We start from the raw sequence: 19,714 nt of genomic DNA, 5'->3' as shown, positions 1-19,714 counted from the left end.
GACTGGGGGCGGCATGACCACGGCAGGGACGCCAGGACACGGCCCGCTCTCCGGCGTGCGCGTGGTCGAGCTGGCCGGCATCGGACCGGGCCCGTTCGCCGCCATGCTCCTCGCCGACCTGGGTGCCGACGTGGTCCGCGTCGACCGGCCCGGCGGCCCCGGGCTCGCCATCGACCCCGCGTACGACGTCACCAACCGCAACAAGCGTTCGGTGCTGGTCGACCTGAAGTCCCCGGACGGACCGGCCCGCGTCCTCGACCTCGCCGAGCGCGCCGACGTCCTGATCGAGGGCAACCGGCCGGGAGTCGCCGAGCGGCTCGGCGTCGGCCCGGAAGAGTGCCACGCCCGCAACCCCCGCCTGGTCTACGGCCGGATGACCGGCTGGGGCCAGGAGGGGCCGCTGGCCCACCGCGCGGGCCACGACATCGCCTACATCGCCGTCACCGGCACCCTCGGCATGATCGGCCGCCCCGACGAACCCCCGGCGGTCCCCGCCAACCTGCTCGGCGACTACGCGGGCGGCTCCCTCTACCTCGTCGTCGGCGTCCTGGCCGCGCTGCACCACGCGCGCGCGACCGGCTCCGGCCAGGTCGTGGACGCCGCCATCGTGGACGGCACCGCACATCTCGCCGCGATGATCCACGGCATGGTGGCGGCCGGCGGCTGGCAGGACCGGCGCGCCGCCAACCTGCTGGACGGCGGCTGCCCGTACTACGGCACCTACGAGACCGCCGACGGCGGACACATGGCGGTCGGCGCCCTGGAGCCGCAGTTCTACGCCGAGTTCCTCCGGCTGCTGGGCGGCCTGGACGACCTGGCCGACGCCCGTAAGGACTGGACCCGGTGGGACGAGCTGCGCGAGCGCGTCGCCGCCCGCTTCAAGGCCCGTACCCGGGACGAGTGGACGGCCGTCTTCGAAGGCTCCGACGCCTGTGTGGCCCCCGTGCTCTCCCTGCGCGAGGCCCCGCACCACCCCCACCTGGCGGCTCGCGGCACCTTCACCGACCACGGCGGCATCACCCAGCCGGCCCCCGCCCCCCGCTTCTCCGTGACCCCCACGGCCGTGCGCACCGCCCCTGCCCGGCCGGGCGGGGACACCACCGAGGTGGCCCGCGACTGGGCCGTGCCCGCCCTGCTCGACGACGACAAGGACGCCACCTGATGGAGCTCTCGACCTTCCTCGACTACTCGGGCGACCCGCGCACCGCGGCGGACCAGGCGGCCGCGCTGGAGTCGGTGGGCCTCGACACGGTCTGGGTCGCGGAGGCCTACGGCTTCGACTCGCCCACCATCATGGGATACCTGGCCGCCCGCACCGAGCGGATGAAGATCGGCTCCGCGATCCTCAACGTCTACTCCCGCACACCCGCCCTCATCGCCCAGACGGCCGCCGGCCTCGACGCGATCTCCGGTGGCCGGGCGATCATCGGGCTCGGCGCCTCCGGCCCGCAGGTGGTCGAGGGCTGGCACGGCAAGGCCTACGACAAGCCCCTCGGCCGCACCCGCGAGGTCATCGAGCTGACCCGGCGGATCCTGCGCCGCGAGACCATCGACCACCACGGCATCACCGACATGCCCCGCCCCGGCGGTCTCGGCAAGCCCCTGAAGATCCTCACCAGGCCGGTCCGCGCCGAGGTCCCGCTCTACGTCGCCTCCCTCGGCCCCGCCAACGTCCGGATGACCGCCGAGATCGCCGACGGCTGGCTGCCCACCCTGTTCATCCCGGAGAAGGCACAGGACGTCTGGGGGACCCCGCTGGCGGAGGGCGCCGCCCGCCGCGACCCGGCCCTCGGACCGCTGCAGATCGTCGCCGGCGGCCTGCTCGCCATCGGCGAGGACGCGGCCGCCGCACGCGACCTGGTCCGCCCCAGGATCGCCCTCTACGTCGGTGGCATGGGCGCACCGGGCAAGAACTTCTACAACGACCTCGCCGTCGCCTACGGCTACGAGAAGGAGGCCAGGCTCATCCAGGAGCTGTACCTGGCCGGCCGCCACCGGGACGCGGCGGCCGCCGTACCGGGCGAGTTCTGCGAGCTCATATCCCTGTGCGGCCCGGAGGGCTACGTCCGTGACCGCATCGCCGCCTTCCGCGAGGCGGGCGTGACCACCCTCGACGTCACCCCTGTAGGCCCGGACCCGGCCCGCCTGGTCGAGACCGTCAAGAACTGGCTCTGACCCCCCACCGCCCCAAACCCTCGTTGAAAGGCTTGTCAGTGAGCACCGAAGCGTACGTGTACGACGCGATCCGCACCCCGCGCGGCCGCGGCAAGGCGAACGGCGCCCTGCACGGCACGAAGCCCATCGACCTGGTCGTCGGTCTCATCCACGAGATCCAGGGCCGTTTCCCCGGCCTGGACCCGGCCGCGATCGACGACATCGTGCTCGGTGTCGTCGGCCCGGTCGGCGACCAGGGCTCCGACATCGCGCGGATCGCCGCGATCGCCGCCGGACTGCCCGACACGGTGGCCGGCGTGCAGGAGAACCGCTTCTGTGCGTCGGGCCTGGAAGCCGTGAACATGGCCGCCGCCAAGGTCCGTTCGGGCTTCGAGGACCTCGTCCTCGCGGGCGGCGTCGAGTCCATGTCCCGGGTGCCGATGGCCTCCGACGGCGGCGCCTGGTTCAACGACCCGATGACCAACCTGGCCACCAACTTCGTGCCGCAGGGCATCGGCGCCGACCTGATCGCCACCATCGAGGGCTTCTCCCGGCGGGACGTCGACGAGTACGCGGCGCTCTCCCAGGAGCGGGCTGCGACGGCCGTGAAGGAGGGCCGCTTCGAGCGTTCCGTGGTCCCCGTGAAGGACCGCGCGGGCCTGGTCGTCCTCGACCACGACGAGCACCTGCGCCCCGGCACCACCGCCGACTCCCTCGCCAAGCTCAAGCCCTCCTTCGCCGACATCGGCGAGCTGGGCGGCTTCGACGCGGTGGCGCTGCAGAAGTACCACTGGGTCGAGCAGATCGACCACGTCCACCACGCGGGCAACTCCTCCGGCATCGTCGACGGCGCCTCCCTGGTCGCCATCGGCTCGAAGGAGATCGGCGAGCGCTACGGCCTCACCCCGCGCGCCCGGATCATCGCGGCCGCCGTCTCCGGCTCCGAGCCGACCATCATGCTCACCGGCCCCGCCCCCGCCACCCGCAAGGCCCTCGCCAAGGCCGGCCTCACCATCGACGACATCGACCTGGTCGAGATCAACGAGGCGTTCGCGGCGGTCGTGCTCCGCTTCGTGAAGGACATGGGCCTGTCCCTGGACAAGGTCAACGTCAACGGCGGCGCCATCGCGCTCGGCCACCCGCTCGGCGCCACCGGCGCGATGATCCTCGGCTCCCTCGTCGACGAACTGGAGCGCCAGGACAAGCGCTACGGCCTCGCCACCCTGTGTGTGGGCGGCGGCATGGGCATCGCCACGATCGTCGAGCGCGTCTGAAAACCCCGGCGGAACCAAGAGACCTCACGGAGACCCTCACATGACCGAGAGCACCACCATCCGCTGGGAAAAGGACGACACCGGCGTCGTCACCCTGGTCCTGGACGACCCCAACCAGTCCGCCAACACCATGAACGCGGCCTTCGTCGAGTCCCTGGCCGCGGTCGCCGACCGCCTCGAGGCCGAGCAGGACTCGATCCGGGGCATCGTCTTCACCTCCGCCAAGAAGACCTTCTTCGCCGGCGGCGACCTGCGCGACCTCATCCGGGTCACCCCCGAGACCGCCCAGGACCTCTTCGACGGCGGCCTCGCCATCAAGCGCAACCTGCGCCGTATCGAGACCCTCGGCAAGCCGGTCGTCGCCGCGATCAACGGCGCGGCCCTGGGCGGCGGTTTCGAACTCGCCCTGGCCTGCCACCACCGCGTCGCCCTCGACACCCCCGGCACCAAGATCGGCTGCCCCGAGGTCACCCTCGGCCTGCTCCCGGGCGGCGGCGGAGTCGTCCGTACCGTGCGCCTGCTCGGCATCGCCGACGCGCTGCTGAAGGTCCTCCTCCAGGGCACCCAGTACAACGCCCGCCGGGCGCAGGAGAACGGCCTGATCCACGAGGTGGCCAAAACGCCGGAGGAGCTGCTGGCCAAGGCCCGCGCCTTCATCGACGCCAACCCCGAGTCCCGGCAGCCCTGGGACACGCCGGGCTACCGGATCCCCGGCGGCACACCCGCCAACCCGAAGTTCGCGGCCAACCTGCCCGCCTTCCCGGCGAGCCTGCGCAAGCAGACCAGCAACGCCCCCTATCCGGCGCCGCGCCGCATCCTCGCCGCCGCCGTCGAGGGCAGCCAGGTCGACTTCGACAACGCCCAGGTCATCGAGGCCCGCTACTTCGTGGAGCTGGCCGCCGGGCAGATCTCGAAGAACATGATTCAGGCGTTCTTCTTCGACCTCCAGGCCGTCAACTCCGGCGCCAACCGGCCGAAGGGTGTGGAGCCCCGCAAGGTCACGAAGGTCGCCGTCCTCGGCGCCGGCATGATGGGCGCCGGCATCGCCTACTCCTGCGCCCGCGCGGGTATCGACGTCGTCCTCAAGGACGTCTCCGCCGAGGCCGCGCAGAAGGGCAAGGCCTACTCCGAGAAGCTGTGCGCCAAGGCCGTCGCCAAGGGCCGTACCAGCCAGGAGAAGGCGGACGCGCTGCTGGCCCGCATCACAGCCACCGCGGACCCGCAGGACCTCGCCGGCTGCGACGCGGTCATCGAGGCCGTCTTCGAGGACACCTCGCTCAAGCACAAGGTGTTCCAGGAGATCGAGGCGGTCGTCGCGCCCGACGCCCTGCTCTGCTCCAACACCTCCACGCTCCCCATCACCGCCCTCGCCGAGGGAGTGGAGCGCCAGGAGGACTTCATCGGCCTGCACTTCTTCTCGCCCGTCGACAAGATGCCGCTCGTCGAGATCATCAAGGGCGAGCGCACCGGTGACGAGGCCCTGGCGCGCGCCTTCGACCTGGTCCGGCAGATCAACAAGACGCCGATCGTCGTCAACGACTCGCGCGGCTTCTTCACCTCCCGGGTGATCGGCCACTTCATCAACGAGGGCGTCGCCATGGTCGGCGAGGGCATCGAGCCCGCCTCCGTCGAGCAGGCCGCGGCCCAGGCCGGCTACCCGGCCAAGGTGCTCTCCCTGATGGACGAGCTGACCCTCACCCTGCCGCAGAAGATCCGCCGCGAGTCGAAGCTGGCCGTCGAGGAGGCCGGCGGCACCTGGACCGCGCACCCCGCCGAGGCCGTCATCGACCGCATGGTCGACGAGTTCGGCCGCCCCGGCCGCAGCGGCGGCGCCGGCTTCTACGACTACGCCGAGGACGGCAAGCGCGCCCGGCTCTGGCCGGGTCTGCGCGAACACTTCACGCAGCCGGGCCACGAGATCCCGTTCCGGGACATGCAGGAGCGGATGCTCTTCGCCGAGGCGCTGGACACCGTCCGCCTCCTGGAGGAGGGCGTCCTGACCTCGGTCGCGGACGCCAACATCGGTTCGCTCTTCGGCATCGGCTTCCCGGGCTGGACCGGCGGTGTCCTCCAGTACATCAACGGTTACGACGGTGGCCTGCAGGGCTTCGTGGCCCGCGCGCGCGAACTCGCCGAGACCTACGGCGACCGCTTCACCCCGCCCGCACTGCTGGTGGAGAAGGCGGACAAGGGGGAGACCTTCACCGACGCCCGCTGAGCGGTCCGTGCCGCTCGACGGCACACCACATGCCGGACGCCCCCTGGGCGTCCGGCCTGGTCCCGTCCTCAGGAGGGCCGGCCCTCCTCCGAGCCGGCGAGCCACTGGTGCACCTCTTGCCTGAGCGAGCGCTGGAACGTCGCCAGGAGCGCCTGCACCACCAGCGGCTGCATATGGGCGGACAGGGACTTCACGTCCTGCTCGGTCCGCTCCGCCACCTCGGCCCGGAACAGCTGCGACAGCGCGTGGGCGGCCGCGCGCGAGTGCTCGGTCAGCACCGTGCGCGCGGCCAGGATGGCCTTCTCGGACAGCGGTACGTCCAGGAGCTGTACGGCGAGCCGGAACAGGCCCGGGTCGATGCGGTAGGCGTCACCGTCGGGCCGTACGACATCCATCGCGACGAGCCGCTCGACGTCCCCCTCGTCCAGTCGGCGCCCGGCCCGCCGCCGCAGTTCCCCGGCGCTCACCGTCTCCTCGGCGTCCGGGGCCCAGGAGGCCACCACGGCCCGGTGGATGGCCAGGTCGTGATGGCTCAGCCCGGGCGGCAACCGAAGCAGATAACGCTCGATCGCCGCCAGTGTCATGCCCTGCTGCTGAAGCTCCTCGATGAGCGCCAGCCGGGCCAGGTGTTCGGGCCCGTACCGGCCCACCCGGCGGGCACCGATCACCGGGGGCGGAAGCAGACCCTTGGTGCCGTAGAACCGGACCGTGCGGACCGTGGTGCCGGCTCGGGCGGCCAGCTCGTCGATCGTGAGCGCCGGCTCGGACTCGCCGTCGGTGTCGGTCGTCATGCGTAGCAGTATCGCTGTCACAGCGGCACTGTGACACCGGGATGTGGGCGAGCTGCGCGGTCATCTGTTCGACATATATTCATTCAAATGTCATGATCACAATCTTGTGAGAAGCGCCGCTCTGTGATCTGTGCCATCGCATACGCCCAGGTGGCCGGGGGAAGGTGGCACCTTGGTCTGTGCCCACCACCGAGCGCGCGGACCGAGTACGTCCGGACACCCGAGCGCGACCCGCTCGCGCGGACCGAGTACGTCCGGACACCCGAGCGCGACCCGCTCGGGCGCACCAGAGAGTGGACCCACCTGTGAGCAAGAACGCCGTGGACACGGCACAGGCCGTAGCCACCCGGACCGACGCGCCCCAGACGCCCGCGGACGCGGGCGACGCCGGCTACAGCAAGGACCTCAAGCCCCGCCACGTCAACATGATCGCCGTCGGCGGCGCGATCGGCACCGGCCTCTTCCTCGGCGCCGGCGGACGCCTCCACAACGCGGGCCCGGCGCTCGCTCTCGCCTACCTGGTCTGCGGAATCTTTGCCTTCTTCGTCGTCCGCGCCCTCGGCGAGCTGGTCCTGTACCGGCCGTCGTCCGGATCCTTCGTGTCGTACGCGCGTGAGTTCCTAGGCGAGAAGGGTGCCTACGTCGCCGGCTGGATGTACTTCCTGAACTGGTCGACGACCGGAATCGCCGACATCACCGCCATCGCGCTGTACACGCACTACTGGAGCATGTTCACCAGCATCCCGCAGTGGACGCTCGCGCTGATCGCCCTGGCCGTGGTCCTGGCGGTGAACCTCATCTCGGTGAAGATCTTCGGCGAGATGGAGTTCTGGTTCGCGATCATCAAGGTCGCGACCCTGGTCGGCTTCATGCTGATCGGCATCTTCCTGCTGGCCACCCAGCACAAGGTCGACGGCCGGACCCCGGGCCTGAGCGTCATCAGCGACCACGGCGGTGTCCTCCCGCACGGCCTGATGCCGGTCGTCCTGGTCATGCAGGGCGTGATCTTCGCGTACGCGGCCCTCGAGCTGGTCGGCGTCGCGGCGGGCGAGACCGCCGAGCCGGAGAAGGTCGTCCCGCGTGCGGTGAACTCGATCATGTGGCGCGTCGGCATCTTCTACGTCGGCTCGGTCGTCCTGCTCGCCCTGCTCCTGCCGGGCTCGGTGTACTCGGCCGACCAGAGCCCCTTCGTGACGGTCCTCTCCAAGATCGGCGTCTCGGGCGCCGGCGACGTCATGAACCTGGTGGTCCTGACCGCGGCGATGTCCTCCCTCAACTCCGGCCTCTACTCCACCGGCCGCATCCTGCGCTCCATGGCGGTGGCCGGCTCGGCCCCGAAGTTCACGGCCCGCATGAACCGCAGCCAGGTGCCCTACGGCGGCATCCTGCTGACCTGCGCGGTCTGCGTGCTCGGCGTCGGCCTGAACTACCTGATGCCCAGCCAGGCCTTCGAGATCGTGCTGAACGTCGCCTCCCTCGGCATCATCAGCACCTGGGTGATCATCATGCTCTGCCACCTGATCTTCGTCCGCCGTGCGAAGGCCGGCCTGGTCGACCGCCCCTCGTTCCGGCTCCGCTTCAGCCCCGTCACCGAGATCGCCACGATCGCCTTCCTGCTGGTCTGCCTCGGCATGATGTGGAAGGACCCGGAGGTGGGCCGCAAGACCCTCCTGCTCATCCCGGTCATCGCCGCGCTGCTGGTGGCGGGCTGGTTCGGGGTCCGCCGCAGGGTCTTCCAGACCGCCGACGAGGAGCTGTCGCAGCTCACGAAGTAGCAGGTCGGCGCCATTGTCAGTGGCATCGCCTACGGTGGCGTCATGTCGGAGATCACTTACATCCGGGGTGACGCCAGCGCGCCGTCGGGCAAGGGCGTCAAGGTGATCGCCCATGTCTGCAACGACCTGGGGGGTTGAGGGAAGGGCTTCGTCCTCGCGCTCTCACGCCGCTGGCCGGAGCCGGAGAAGGCGTACCGCGCCTGGCACCGCGACCGCGCGAACAACGACTTCGGCCTGGGCGCGACCCAACTGGTCCGTGTCGAGCGGTACCTCTGGGTGGCGAACATGATCGGCCAGCGGGGGACGAAGACCGGCAGCAGGGGCGCACCGGTCCGGTACGAGGCGATAGACACGGCGCTGGCCAAGCTCGCCGACGAGGCAATCGAACTCGGCGCCTCCGTGCACATGCCCCGCATAGGCTGCGGCCTGGCGGGCGGCAAGTGGTCCCGCGTGGAGCCGGTGATAGAGGAGCGGCTGGTAGGACGGGGAATAGCCGTCACCGTGTACGACTACGGCGAGGACAGCGCCCCATAAGGGGCGCGGGGAACTGCGCGACCAGCCACGACGGTCCCGCAGCCCCCCACCGAACCCGGCAACCCCTCAGTGCATGTCGTTCGTCGCCTCGATCTTCTTCCAGGACCTCGGCTGAACAGGCGCCCCCGCGGCCCTGAGCGCCGGCACCGCCGGCTTCGACGGCTCGAACAACCACGCGTCGAACAAGTCCGACAGCGACTTCCCGGACACCTTCTCGGCGTACTCCCGGAAGTCGGCCACCGAGGCGTTGCCGTACGCGTGCTCCTTCGGCCACCCCTTCAGGATCGTGAAGAACGCGTCGTCGCCGACCGCGTTCCGCAGTGCCTGCACGGCCAGCGCCCCGCGGTCGTAGACGGCGATGTCGAACTGGTCGTCCGGGCCGGGATCCCCCGGCCTGACCGTCCAGAACGCGTCGTCGGCCGGATGCGAGGCGTACACGTAGTCGGCGAGTTCCTGCGTCGTGCCCTCGCCCTCGTGCTCGGACCACAGCCACTGCGCGTAGCGGGCGAAGCCCTCGTTGAGCCAGATGTCCTTCCAGCCCTTGAGGGAGACGTCGTCGCCGTACCACTGGTGCGCCAGCTCGTGCACGACCACGGAGGTGTTGGAGCCGTTCGCGAACTGCTTGGGGCTGTAGTACACGCGGGTCTGTGTCTCCAGCGCGTACCCGGTCGTCGTGTTCGGCACGTACCCGCCGGCCGAACTGAAGGGGTAGGGCCCGAAGTAGCCGGAGAGCCAGTCGACGAGTTCCCCGGTGCGCTCCACGCTCGCCCGTGCCGCCCCGTCGTTGTCGCCGAGGTCCTTGCTGTAGGCGTTGACGACCGGCACGCCGCCCTCGGAGGTGCTCGTCGTGATGTCGAACTTCCCGACGGCCAGCGTGGTCAGGTAGGTCGCCTGCGGCTTGTTCTGCCGCCAGCTGTAGCGGGTCCAGCCGCGCTGTGAACTCGTCGACTGGAGCAGGCCGTTGGAGATGACCTGGGTGCCGTCGGGGACGGCGACCGAGACGTCGTAGGTCGCCTTGTCCAGAGGGTGGTCGTTGCTCGGGTACCACCACCAGGCGGACTCGGGCTCGTCCGCCGCGACCGCCCCGTCGGGCGTGCGGTGCCAGGTGCTGAAGCCGTACGCGCTCTTCGTCGACGGCACCCCGCTGTAGCGGACGACGACGGCGACCTGCGTGCCCTTCGCCAGCGGCGACTTCGGGGTGACGACCAGCTCGTGCTGACCGGACGTGGTGAAGTCCGCCTTCGCGCCGTTGACCCGCACCTCGCTCACGTCGAGGAGGAAGTCCAGATCGAAGCTGGACAGGTCCTGCGTGGTCCGCGCCAGGATCGTCGCCGTACCGGCCAGCTCGTCGGTGGCCGGCTGGTACTGCAGACGCAGATCGTAGTGGGAGACGTCGTAACCGCCGTTGCCGTAGTACGGGTAGTAGGGGTCGCCGATGCCCGGCGCGCCGGGGCTGTAGCTCGCGGCCGATGCCGGGATCGCCAGCAGCAGGGAGGCCGCCGCGAGTGCGCCCGGCGCGAGGATTCTGCGGTGCACGAGAACTCCAGGTCGGTAGGGGGCCGAGGCGCCCGCCACGCCCGGGCGGGAACGCCAAGTCGATGGAGCACGAAACTGTTCGGAGCCTATTGAGTCCCTGTGACCCCTGGCCTGTCCACGGCCCCTGCTGTCACACGATCGCCATTCGGCCGCAATCAGTCCTGTCGGTCCCTCAGGTGCCCTCTTCTGCACAGGAGTTGACCGGGGTAGCGTCCGCGGCATGCCGAAACGCACGCGCTTCACGATCTGGAGACCGTTCGTCATCGCGGCCGTCGCAGCCCTGACGGCCGCCTTCCTCAGCCCGGTCGCGGCCCAGGCGGCCGGCGCGGCCCCGCGCGAGAGCCAACCGGTCTACTCCTACGCCCACGCCATCCGCGAGGCCGTCTGGGTGGACACCGGCCTCGACTCCGACGGCGACGGGAAGACCGACCGGATCGCCGCCGACATCGTCCGGCCCGCCGAACCCGCCGCGCAGGGCCGCAAGGTGCCGGTCATCATGGACGCCAGCCCGTACTACTCCTGCTGCGGACGCGGCAACGAGAGCCAGCTCAAGACGTACGACGCAGGCGGTAACGTCGTCCAGATGCCGCTGTTCTACGACAACTTCTTCGTGCCCCGCGGCTACGCCGTCGTCGGTGTCGACCTGGCCGGTACCAACCGTTCCGACGGCTGTGTCGACGTCGGCGGCCGCTCGGACATCCAGTCCGCGAAGGCCGTCGTCGACTGGCTGAACGGCCGCGCCAAGGCCTACAGCAGCCGCACCGGCACGACCGCCGTCAAGGCCGGCTGGACCAACGGCAGGACGGGCATGATCGGCAAGAGCTGGGACGGCACCATCGCCAACGGCGTCGCCGCCACCGGCGTCAAGGGCCTCAAAACGATCGTCCCGATCAGCTCCATCTCCTCTTGGTACGACTACTACTTCGCCCAGGGCGCCCCGCTCTACGACTCCGGGCCCGACTGGCTGGCCGGCGCGGTGGAGAGCGACGCGGCCTACGCCAGATGCGGTGCCGTACAGCAGAAGCTGGTCGACGGCGCACCGCGCACCGGCGACTGGACCGGCCTGTGGACCGAGCGGGACTACGTCAAGGACGCCGCCAAGGTGCGGGCCAGCGTCTTCCTCGTGCACGGCATGCAGGATCTCAACGTCCGTACCAAGAACTTCGGCCAGTGGTGGGACGCGCTCGCCAAGAACGGCGTCGAGCGCAAGATCTGGCTCTCCCAGACCGGACACGTCGACCCCTTCGACTACCGGCGCGGCGCCTGGGTCGACACCCTGCACCGCTGGTTCGACCACGAACTCCTCGGCTACCACAACGGCATCGACCGCGAGCCGATGGCGGACGTCGAACGCCACCCCGACCAGTGGGTGACCTCCGCCGTCTGGCCGCCGCGCGGCACCGCGGCCACCACCCTGCGCCCGGCCGGCGGTACCCAGGCAGGTGTGGGCACCCTCGGCCTGAGCCGGAGCTCCGGCACCGAGACGTTCACGGACGACCCGCAGCAGAGCGAGACCGACTGGGCCGCACAGATCGCCACCCCGACCTCCGACAAGGCCGGCTTCCTCACCGCCCCGCTCACCCACGACCTGCGGCTGTCCGGCTCCTCCAAGGTCACGGTCACCGCCACCCCGACCACCTCGACCGCCCACCTGACCGCCGTCCTGGTCGACCTCGGCCCGGACACCATCCGGGACTACGCCGACGCCGCCGAGGGCATCACCACCCTCAGCGACCGCACCTGCTGGGGGAAGAGCACGGCCGGCGACAGCGCCTGCTTCCTGAAGACCGCGGCCAGGACCAAGGCCGTCGACTACACGGTCTTCAGCCGCGGCTGGGCCGACCTCGGCACCTACGCCGACCCCGGCAAGGGCGTCCCGCTCACCCCGGGGAAGAAGTACACGATCACCCTCGACCTGGCGGCCACCGACCACGTCGTACCCAAGGGGCACCGACTGGCGCTGATCGTCGCGGGCACGGACAAGGACCTCATCGATCCGCCGTCCAGCACCCCGACGCTCACCGTGGACCTGTCCCGCACCTCGGCCAAGGTCCCGCTCGTCGGGGGAGCGGCCGCGTTCGCCCGCGCGACCTCCGCGCGCTGGACCGCTCCCGAGGCGGGCGCCCTGACCGGCGTGCGCGTCCCGCGTACCGTGCAGCGCGTCCCCGCGAGCTGACCGCTCAGGCGGCCGGGCCCGGCTCCACCAGCCCGGCCGCCTCACGGGCGCAGCCCCAGGCCACCGTGACCCCGGCCCCGCCGTGCCCGTAGTTGTGCACCAGCACCCGCCCGTCCGGGCGGAGTTCACGTTCCAGCCGGACCGCGTCCCGGTACGGCCGCAGCCCCACCCGGTGCCCCAGCACCCGGGCCCCGGCGATCTCCGGCCGTACCGCCGCACACCGCGCCACGATCCCGGCCGCGATGTCAGGATCCGGCTCCAGGGACCAGGCGTCCTCCTCCGCGGTGCCCCCGAGCAGCAGCCCGCCGGGCTGCGGGAAGAAGTAGGCGGAGACACCCCCCTCGGAACCCCCCTCGGCCCCTCCTACAGGCCCCCCTTCGGCCTTGTCGACGGAGGTGTACCAGGTGCTGATCCCCGGATTCTCCACCACGACAAGCTGCCCGCGCACGGGACGCACGGCCGGATCGGGCACGAGCGAACGGGCCCCGAGCCCCGAGCAGTTCACCACGACCGCCGCCGGCACCTCGGCCAGCGCGCGCACCCCCCGCTCCTCGACCTTCCCGCCCGCCTTTCCCAACCGCTCCCGCAGCCACCCAAGATGGACCGGCATGTCGATCAACGGCAGCCGCGCCGAGAGGCCTTCGGCCGTGTCGGCCAGCCCCGGCACCCGGGCCGCCCACGGACCCAGCTCGTCCAGCCGCAGCCCGTCGTGTACGCCCTCGACCAGGCGTACGCCCGTCTCCTCCGGCCGTGCCGCCAACTCCTGGTACACGGCGAGGGATTCGAGCGCCCAGTCGCCGACCAGCCGCTCCGGCTCGATACGGTACGGCCACCACAGCGCACCCGCGACCGCGGAGGTCGTACGCTCGCCGCTCTCCCGCGCCCAGACCCGCACCCGGCGCCCGCTCTCGGCCAGCACCACCGCCGTGGTCAGCCCGACGACCCCGCCGCCGACCACGATCACTTCGTCACCCAGCTCACGGTCCATGCCCGGACGCTAGCCGAATATGTCATGCTGCGCTCAGATCGTCCCACTCTGGGGATACTCACAGCATGTCTGCCGCATACGCGACCTTCGGCCTGGCCCCGGCGATGCGCGCCGGCGGCGTCCGCGCCGACGGCGGCTACCAGGTTCACCGGGACTTCGTGGACTTCGTCGTCGACGGGTCCCCGCTGCTCTTCCAGCTCTCCGACCTGGACGCCGTCTCCCCGCTCGCCTCCGACATCCCGCCCGCGATCTTCACCGCCCAGGTCCGCAGCCTGTTACTGGAGTCCGACGCACCGCTGCCCGGCGAGCGGTACATCATCTACGGCTGCCCGGAGTGCGAGGACCTGGCCTGCGGCGCGGTCACCGCGGTCATCGAGCGGGACGGCGACGACTACGTCTGGCGGGACTTCGCCTGGCAGACCGACGAACACGCCGACCTGGAGCTCAACGGCTACCACGGCATCGGCCCGTTCCGCTTCCCCGGCCCCGAGTACCGCGAGGCCCTCGGCGCCCTCCTCGAAGACTCCAGCCCCCCGCCGGGCCGCCGGGTCCTGCTGATCGGCGCCCGCGTCGCCCTCCTCGCCAAGCTGGCCGCCGCCCTGCGCACCATCGGCATCGGCGCCGACATCACCCGCGACGCCGAGGGCGTCCCCGCCGAGGAACTCCGCGGCTACGGCGCCGTGGCCTTCGGCCCCACGGTCGGCGAGACCGAGCGGGCCGCCGTACGCAAGGCGTTCGACCGGGCCGGAGTGGAGGTCGCCTACGTCGACGGGCTCGCCCCGATCGTGCCCCTCCTCGTCGCCCAGATCGAGCACGCCCTCGACCGCAGCCCGCTCCCGCAGCGCCGACTGACCCACCTGGTCGCCGCCGACGGCACGGCCGGCATCGAGGTCACCTCGCCCTGCCGGGTCCGGCTCACGGCGTACCGCCTGGACCGGCTCTCCCGCCTGCGCGCCCAGGATCTCTTCGACGGCGTCCTGGAACCCGGCAGCCACCGCATCCCCCTCGACGGCAAGGCGGCCAAGGACGGGGTCTATGTCGTGGCCCGGACCTCCGGGAGCGTCCTGGTGGCGGCGACGCGCTGACCGGCGGAGAAACGGGGCTGAAGGTGTGCTCCCCGGCGCATTAGGATCGGCCTTCTGATGACTGCCACCCTCGTCGCCAAGAACCTCGCCGCCGGGCACGGCGACCGCTCCCTCTTCACCGGACTCGACCTCGTCGTCGCGCCCGGGGACGTGATCGGTCTGGTCGGTGCCAACGGCGCGGGCAAGTCCACCCTGCTCCGGCTGCTCGCCGGGCTCACCACCCCCGAGCAGGGCGAGCTGCGGCTCTCCCCGCCGACCGCGGCCGTCGGCCACCTGCCCCAGGAGCCGGAGCGCCGGCCGGGCGAGACCGTGCGCGCCTTCCTCGCCCGCCGCACCGGCGTCGCCGAGGCACAGCGCGTGATGGACGAGGCCACTCAGGCCCTGGTCGACGGAGCACCAGGGGCCGACGACGCGTACGCCACCTCTCTGGAGCGCTGGCTCGGCCTCGGCGGCGCGGACCTGGAGGAGCGGGCCGAGGAGGTCACCGACTCCCTGGGCCTGGCCGTCGACCTCGACCAGCCGATGACCTCCCTCTCCGGCGGCCAGGCGGCCCGCGCGGGTCTCGCCTCCCTGCTCCTCTCCCGGTACGACGTCTTCCTGCTCGACGAGCCGACCAACGACCTCGACCTGGACGGTCTGGAACGGCTCGAACGCTTCGTGACCGGCCTGCGGGCCGGCACGGTCGTCGTCAGCCACGACCGTGAGTTCCTCACCCGCACGGTCACCAAGGTCCTCGAACTCGATCTCGCCCAGGGGCAGATCAACCTCTTCGGCGGCGGCTACGACGCCTACCTGGAGGAACGCGAGGTGGCCCGCCGGCACGCCCGCGACGACTACGACGAGTACGCCGACAAGAAGGCCGCCCTCCAGGACCGTGCGCAGATGCAGCGCTCCTGGATGGACAAGGGCGTCAAGAACGCCCGGCGCAAGGCGTCCAACGACAACGACAAGATCGGCCGCAAGTTCCGCAGCGAGGCCAGCGAGAAGCAGGCCGCCAAGGCCCGCCAGACCCAGCGCATGATCGAACGCCTGGACGTGGTCGAGGAGCCGCGCAAGGAGTGGGAGCTGCGCATGGAGATCGCGGCCGCCCCGCGCTCCGGTGCCGTGGTGGCCACCCTGCGGGACGCGGAAGTACGGCGCGGGGACTTCACGTTCGGACCGGTGTCCCTGCAGATCGACTGGGCCGACCGGGTCGCGGTGACCGGTGCGAACGGGGCCGGCAAGTCGACGCTGCTCGCCGCCCTGCTGGGCCGGGTGCCGCTGGACGCGGGGCACGCGGCGCTCGGCTCCGGAGTCGTGGTCGGCGAGGTCGACCAGGCACGCAAGCTCTTCCACGGCAGCGAGGCCCTGCTGGAGGCCTTCTGCGCGGCCGTCCCGGACACCGAGCCGGTCGAAGTCCGCACTCTGCTGGCCAAGTTCGGCCTCAAACAGCACCATGTCCTGCGCTCCGCGGCCACCTTGTCGCCGGGGGAACGGACCCGTGCGGCGCTGGCGCTGCTCCAGGGCCGGGGCGTCAACCTCCTCGTCCTGGACGAGCCGACGAACCACCTCGACCTGCCCGCCATCGAACAACTGGAGTCGGCCCTCGACACCTACGAGGGCACCCTCCTCCTGGTCACCCACGACCGCCGCATGCTGGACGCGGTCCACGTGACCCGCCGCCTGGAGGTCTCGGCGGGCAAAGTGACGGAACGCTGACAACTTCCGGTCCGGAAGCGCCCCGTCAGGGGCGCGGGGCTGTATCGACATGCGGCTCCGCCGCGTGGGCGCGAGCACCCCCCCACACACACACGCAGCCGCCGAACAACCCACTCGGCACCCCCTACGGCGCCATGGCCCACCCCCCGTACGCTGCGATCCGACGCGGATCATCAGGCAGGGAGAGCCCATGACCACATCGCCGAAACGGCCGCCCGTCCGGATCGTGCACGAACAGGACGTCGTCGCGCGGATGCGCGGGACCCAGGACCGGATCGCGGACGCCATCACCGCCTTCGCCGGAACCATGACGTTCGTCTATCTGCACGCGCTCTGGTTCGCGGTCTGGATCGTCTGGAACGAGGGCGTGTTCGGCGACGACGCGATCTGGGACCCGTTCCCCTTCGGACTGCTCACCATGATCGTCAGCCTGGAGGCGATCTTCCTCTCCACCTTCGTGATGGTGAGCCAGAACCGCCAGGCCGCCCGCGAGAACGTCCGCGCCGACCTGGACTTCGAGACCAACATCCGCTCGGAGGTGTGGTCCATCCACATGGGCCGCGCCCTCGGCGTCGACCCCGCGGAGGTCGAACGGCGCGTCCAGGAACTGCTCGCGGAGAACCGCGCCCGGATGAACGGCACCGCCGGGCCGCCCGCGGGGACCTGAGCCGTCGGACAACTGTGTCTGCGTACAGTCATCTGACCGAGGCGCGGGCCGTTGTCGCATGGAACCATGGGCGGGCGTCCGGGCGAGCCGGACCTGTGCCCGAAGGAGTCCGCGCATGGGCCGTCCTCGCATCCCCGCCGGCGGCGGGACATGACCGACCGGCACGGCCTACTGCTGTCCTCGGACCTCGTGGGCGCGGCCGGGGACAGCGCGGCGGCCCCCGTCGTCGACGCCCGGCCGCCGCACGACGTGCGCCGCGCCGCCGACCTGCTGCGGCTGCTGGTCTCCCTGGCCGCCCTCGTCGTGACGGTGCTGCTGGCGGTCGCCACCCGTGACTTCGCCCGCAGGGCGCAGCAGGGCCTGCTCTCCGCGGCCACCGCGCTGCCGCCGGACCTGCGCGACGGACTGGTCGGCACGCTGCAGGCGATCGCCGTGCTCGCGCCGCTCGCCGCCCTGGTCGTCCTCGTCGTACGGCGGCGCCTGGACGCGGTGTCGAGGGTGCTGCCCGCCGCGGCCCTGGGTGCGGCCGTAGGCTGGACGCTCACCCGTCTCGCGCTGGCCGAGAGCAGACCCGAGTCCTGGCCCGAGGTGCTCGTCGGCCGCGGCGGACTGGTGCACGCGGGCTGGCCGTCGGCCGTGTACCTGGCGGCCTGCGCGTCGGCGGTCGTCGCCGCGGGCCCTTGGCTGACACGGCCGTGGCGGCGGGCGCTGTGGGCCCTGGCCGTCGGGTGCGCCGTGCTAGGAGTGCTGGCCGCCTCGCTGGTCCCGCTGGACGCGCTCGGGGCGCTCGTCGTCGGCGGCACCGCCGGATCGGCCGTGCTGCTCCTGGCCGGCGGCCCGCCCGACCGGCCGCCGGCCCAGGCCGTCGCCGACGCTCTGATCGCCTGCGGGATCCCCCTGGCAGCCCTCCACGAACTCCCGGCGGACCGTCAACTCCCCGGTGAGGGCCTCCGCTACGGCGCGGAGACCGCCGAGGGCGCGCGGCTGACCGTACGCGCCCTCGCCGCCGAGGACCGTAACCGCGACCTGTTCCACCGGCTCGCCCGGCGCACCCTGCTGCGGCACCCGGCCGACCCCGGCGAGCAGACACCGCTCGCCGCCGCCGAACACGAACTGCTCATGCTGGTCTTCGCCGCCCGCACCGGCGCCCGGGTCGCCGAACCGGTCATCGCCTACCCGGTGACCGGCGGCGGGGCGGTCGTGGTGACCGTCGGGCAGGACGCCCGCCCGCTGTCCGCGCTCCCCGCCGAGGAACTGACCGACACGCTGCTCGGCGAGGTGTGGGCCGCCGTGGCCCGCATCCACGAACACCGGCTGGCACACCGGGCGTTGCGCCCCGAGCACATCCTCGTCGAACCGGACGGCAGGCCCCGGCTCACCGCGTTCGCCCGGGCGCAGCTGAACGCGTCGCCCGAGACACTGGGCGGCGATCTCGCGGAACTGCTCGCCACCTGCGCCGTCCGCGTGGGACCGGTCCGCGCCACGGCGTGCGCCCTGGCCGGCCTCGGCCCCGAGCGGCTGGTGAGCGCGCTGCCGTATCTGCAACCGCTCGCCCTGATCGGTCCCGCGCGCCGCGAGGTGGCCCGCTACGACCAGGCGCGCGCCCGGGAGGCCGCCGCGGGCACCCGGCGCCGCACCCTGCGCCCCGGCGGACGGCCGAACCTGATGCACGACCTCACCGCCGAGGTGCGCACGGCATGCGACGCCCCGGCCGCCAAGCCGGCCCGGCTCGCCCGGTTCACCTGGCAGAGCGTCCTGGGCCTGGCCGGCGCGTTCCTGGTGCTCCATCTCGTGCTGCCGCAGCTCGCCAACGCCCCGGCCGCGCTCCGCGCGCTGGGCGACGCGAACTGGTGGTGGCTGCTCGCGGTCGTCCCCGTCACCTTCGTCTCCCAGGCGTTCTCGACCTGTCTGCAACTGGGCACCATCCCGGGGCGGCTGCCGTTCCGGGCCACGTACCAGGTGCAGTTCGCCAGCTCCTTCCTGAACCGGATCACCCCCGGCAATGTCGGCGGCATGGCGCTGAACCTGCGCTTCCTGCAGAAGACGGGGATCGAGACCGGCGCGGCGACGGCCTCCGTCGGGCTGCAGAGTCTGGCCGGCGCGGTCTCCAACGTCGTGGTGGCCACCGTGTTCTTCGCCGCCGCCGGACAGCGCCACGGCGGAGTGCACCCGGACCTGCCCGCCGGGTCGTACGCCCTGCCCGTGATCGCCGTGGTGCTGGCCGCCGGAGGTCTGCTCGGCCTCACCCCGCCGGGGCGCCGCTTCCTGCGCGAGAAGGTGTGGCCGTTCCTGCGCGCGGCCGGATCGACCCTGACCGGGATCGCCGCCGACCCCGCGAAACTCGCCCTCGGCGTCGTCGGCATGTTCGGCCTGCCCCTCGTCCAGGTCGTCGGACTAGCCCTCAGCCTGCACGCGCTCGGCGGTGACCTCCCCTTCGTCCAGCTCGGCGCCGCCTACATGGCGGCCCGCCTGCTCGCCAACGCGGCCCCGGTTCCCGGCGGGCTGGGCGCGCTCGAGGCGGGCCTCATCGCCGGCCTGACCGCGCTCGGCGTGCCGGCCGGCCCGGCCACCTCGGCGGTCCTGGTCTACCGGCTGCTCACGTTCTGGCTCAACGTCCCACTGGGCGCCCTGGCCCTCGGCTTCGTCCAGCGACGCGGCTACGTGTGACGGCTACGTGTGACGAGGAGAGGAAACGCGCCCCTTGGGGGCGCGGGGGGCGGCGGGGCCCCCCCCCCCCCCCACCCCCCCCCCCCCCCACCACCCCCCCCCCCCCCCCCCGCGCCCCCCCCCCCCCGCGCCCCCGTGGGGGAGATAAAAA

At 71.9% G+C, this 19,714-nt stretch carries 13 protein-coding genes and 1 pseudogene; 11 read left to right on the top strand and 3 right to left on the bottom strand.

The annotated features are described in order from the left end of the window. Positions 1-13: 13 nt before the first annotated feature. Genes ACWGJB_RS01915 through ACWGJB_RS01900 form a run of 4 tightly spaced genes read left to right on the top strand, consistent with a single transcriptional unit; the run spans position 14 to position 5,646 of the window. On the top strand, positions 14-1,162 hold the full coding sequence (locus ACWGJB_RS01915; RefSeq protein ID WP_453378314.1) for a CaiB/BaiF CoA transferase family protein: 1,149 nt from the start codon (positions 14-16) through the stop codon (positions 1,160-1,162). Beyond that, positions 1,162-2,175, top strand: a complete 1,014-nt coding sequence (locus ACWGJB_RS01910) for an LLM class F420-dependent oxidoreductase (RefSeq protein ID WP_453378313.1) — start codon at positions 1,162-1,164, stop codon at positions 2,173-2,175. The genes ACWGJB_RS01915 and ACWGJB_RS01910 overlap by 1 nt, the downstream gene beginning before the upstream one ends. 38 nt (positions 2,176-2,213) lie before the next feature. Beyond that, positions 2,214-3,428: an acetyl-CoA C-acetyltransferase gene (locus ACWGJB_RS01905; protein WP_351743409.1), complete on the top strand. Its 1,215-nt coding sequence runs from the start codon at positions 2,214-2,216 to the stop codon at positions 3,426-3,428. A gap of 40 nt (positions 3,429-3,468) precedes the next feature. Beyond that, positions 3,469-5,646: a 3-hydroxyacyl-CoA dehydrogenase NAD-binding domain-containing protein gene (locus ACWGJB_RS01900; RefSeq protein WP_453378312.1), complete on the top strand. Its 2,178-nt coding sequence runs from the start codon at positions 3,469-3,471 to the stop codon at positions 5,644-5,646. 68 nt (positions 5,647-5,714) lie between these two features. Here ACWGJB_RS01900 and ACWGJB_RS01895 read toward each other — a convergent pair whose 3' ends face one another. Beyond that, positions 5,715-6,437 carry a MerR family transcriptional regulator gene (locus tag ACWGJB_RS01895; protein WP_453378311.1) on the bottom strand — a complete coding sequence of 241 codons (723 nt, stop codon included), beginning with the start codon at positions 6,435-6,437 and terminating at the stop codon, positions 5,715-5,717. Between the two features lie 305 nt (positions 6,438-6,742). On the opposite strand from ACWGJB_RS01895, the gene ACWGJB_RS01890 reads away from it, so the two are divergent. Beyond that, a complete protein-coding gene (locus ACWGJB_RS01890; RefSeq protein WP_453378310.1) occupies positions 6,743-8,212 on the top strand; it encodes an amino acid permease in 1,470 nt (489 codons plus the stop codon). Between the two features lie 42 nt (positions 8,213-8,254). Next, positions 8,255-8,746, top strand: a pseudogene (locus tag ACWGJB_RS01885) (macro domain-containing protein). A gap of 66 nt (positions 8,747-8,812) precedes the next feature. Here ACWGJB_RS01885 and ACWGJB_RS01880 read toward each other — a convergent pair. Beyond that, positions 8,813-10,282, bottom strand: a complete 1,470-nt coding sequence (locus ACWGJB_RS01880; protein ID WP_453378309.1) for a M1 family metallopeptidase — start codon at positions 10,280-10,282, stop codon at positions 8,813-8,815. Positions 10,283-10,502: 220 nt separating this feature from the next. Here ACWGJB_RS01880 and ACWGJB_RS01875 point away from each other — a divergent pair, with 220 nt between their 5' ends. Beyond that, positions 10,503-12,458 (top strand): Xaa-Pro dipeptidyl-peptidase, encoded by a 1,956-nt coding sequence (locus tag ACWGJB_RS01875; RefSeq protein WP_453378308.1) that lies wholly within the window; start codon positions 10,503-10,505, stop codon positions 12,456-12,458. 4 nt (positions 12,459-12,462) lie between these two features. Here ACWGJB_RS01875 and ACWGJB_RS01870 read toward each other — a convergent pair whose 3' ends face one another. After that, positions 12,463-13,446 (bottom strand): FAD-dependent oxidoreductase, encoded by a 984-nt coding sequence (locus ACWGJB_RS01870; RefSeq protein WP_453378307.1) that lies wholly within the window; start codon positions 13,444-13,446, stop codon positions 12,463-12,465. Between the two features lie 65 nt (positions 13,447-13,511). On the opposite strand from ACWGJB_RS01870, the gene ACWGJB_RS01865 reads away from it, so the two are divergent. The 4 genes from ACWGJB_RS01865 (at position 13,512) to ACWGJB_RS01850 (ending at position 19,563) form a co-directional block, all read left to right on the top strand. Further along, entirely contained in the window at positions 13,512-14,531 is a 1,020-nt protein-coding gene (locus ACWGJB_RS01865) for an oxidoreductase (RefSeq protein ID WP_453378306.1), read from the top strand. A gap of 57 nt (positions 14,532-14,588) precedes the next feature. Continuing rightward, the gene (locus ACWGJB_RS01860; RefSeq protein WP_453378305.1) at positions 14,589-16,229 is read left to right on the top strand and encodes an ABC-F family ATP-binding cassette domain-containing protein; all 1,641 of its coding nucleotides are present in this window, start codon (positions 14,589-14,591) and stop codon (positions 16,227-16,229) included. 190 nt (positions 16,230-16,419) lie between these two features. After that, complete coding sequence (locus ACWGJB_RS01855) at positions 16,420-16,896, top strand: DUF1003 domain-containing protein (protein WP_453378304.1); 477 nt, start codon at positions 16,420-16,422, stop codon at positions 16,894-16,896. Between the two features lie 66 nt (positions 16,897-16,962). Next, on the top strand, positions 16,963-19,563 hold the full coding sequence (locus ACWGJB_RS01850; RefSeq protein WP_453378303.1) for a flippase-like domain-containing protein: 2,601 nt from the start codon (positions 16,963-16,965) through the stop codon (positions 19,561-19,563). The last annotated feature ends 151 nt before the right edge of the window (positions 19,564-19,714 follow it).

The sequence above is a fragment of the Streptomyces sp. NPDC054813 genome (assembly GCF_053611365.1).
This window is presented reverse-complemented; position numbering and strand designations above follow the sequence as displayed.

Coding starts and splice junctions, on each gene's coding strand:
- ACWGJB_RS01895 (WP_453378311.1), bottom strand. CDS start 6,437: ATGACGACCGACACCGACGGCGAGTCCGAGCCGGCGCTCACGATCGAC.
- ACWGJB_RS01915 (WP_453378314.1), top strand. CDS start 14: ATGACCACGGCAGGGACGCCAGGACACGGCCCGCTCTCCGGCGTGCGC.
- ACWGJB_RS01850 (WP_453378303.1), top strand. CDS start 16,963: ATGGGCGGGCGTCCGGGCGAGCCGGACCTGTGCCCGAAGGAGTCCGCG.
- ACWGJB_RS01860 (WP_453378305.1), top strand. CDS start 14,589: ATGACTGCCACCCTCGTCGCCAAGAACCTCGCCGCCGGGCACGGCGAC.
- ACWGJB_RS01875 (WP_453378308.1), top strand. CDS start 10,503: ATGCCGAAACGCACGCGCTTCACGATCTGGAGACCGTTCGTCATCGCG.
- ACWGJB_RS01910 (WP_453378313.1), top strand. CDS start 1,162: ATGGAGCTCTCGACCTTCCTCGACTACTCGGGCGACCCGCGCACCGCG.
- ACWGJB_RS01900 (WP_453378312.1), top strand. CDS start 3,469: ATGACCGAGAGCACCACCATCCGCTGGGAAAAGGACGACACCGGCGTC.
- ACWGJB_RS01865 (WP_453378306.1), top strand. CDS start 13,512: ATGTCTGCCGCATACGCGACCTTCGGCCTGGCCCCGGCGATGCGCGCC.
- ACWGJB_RS01870 (WP_453378307.1), bottom strand. CDS start 13,446: ATGGACCGTGAGCTGGGTGACGAAGTGATCGTGGTCGGCGGCGGGGTC.
- ACWGJB_RS01855 (WP_453378304.1), top strand. CDS start 16,420: ATGACCACATCGCCGAAACGGCCGCCCGTCCGGATCGTGCACGAACAG.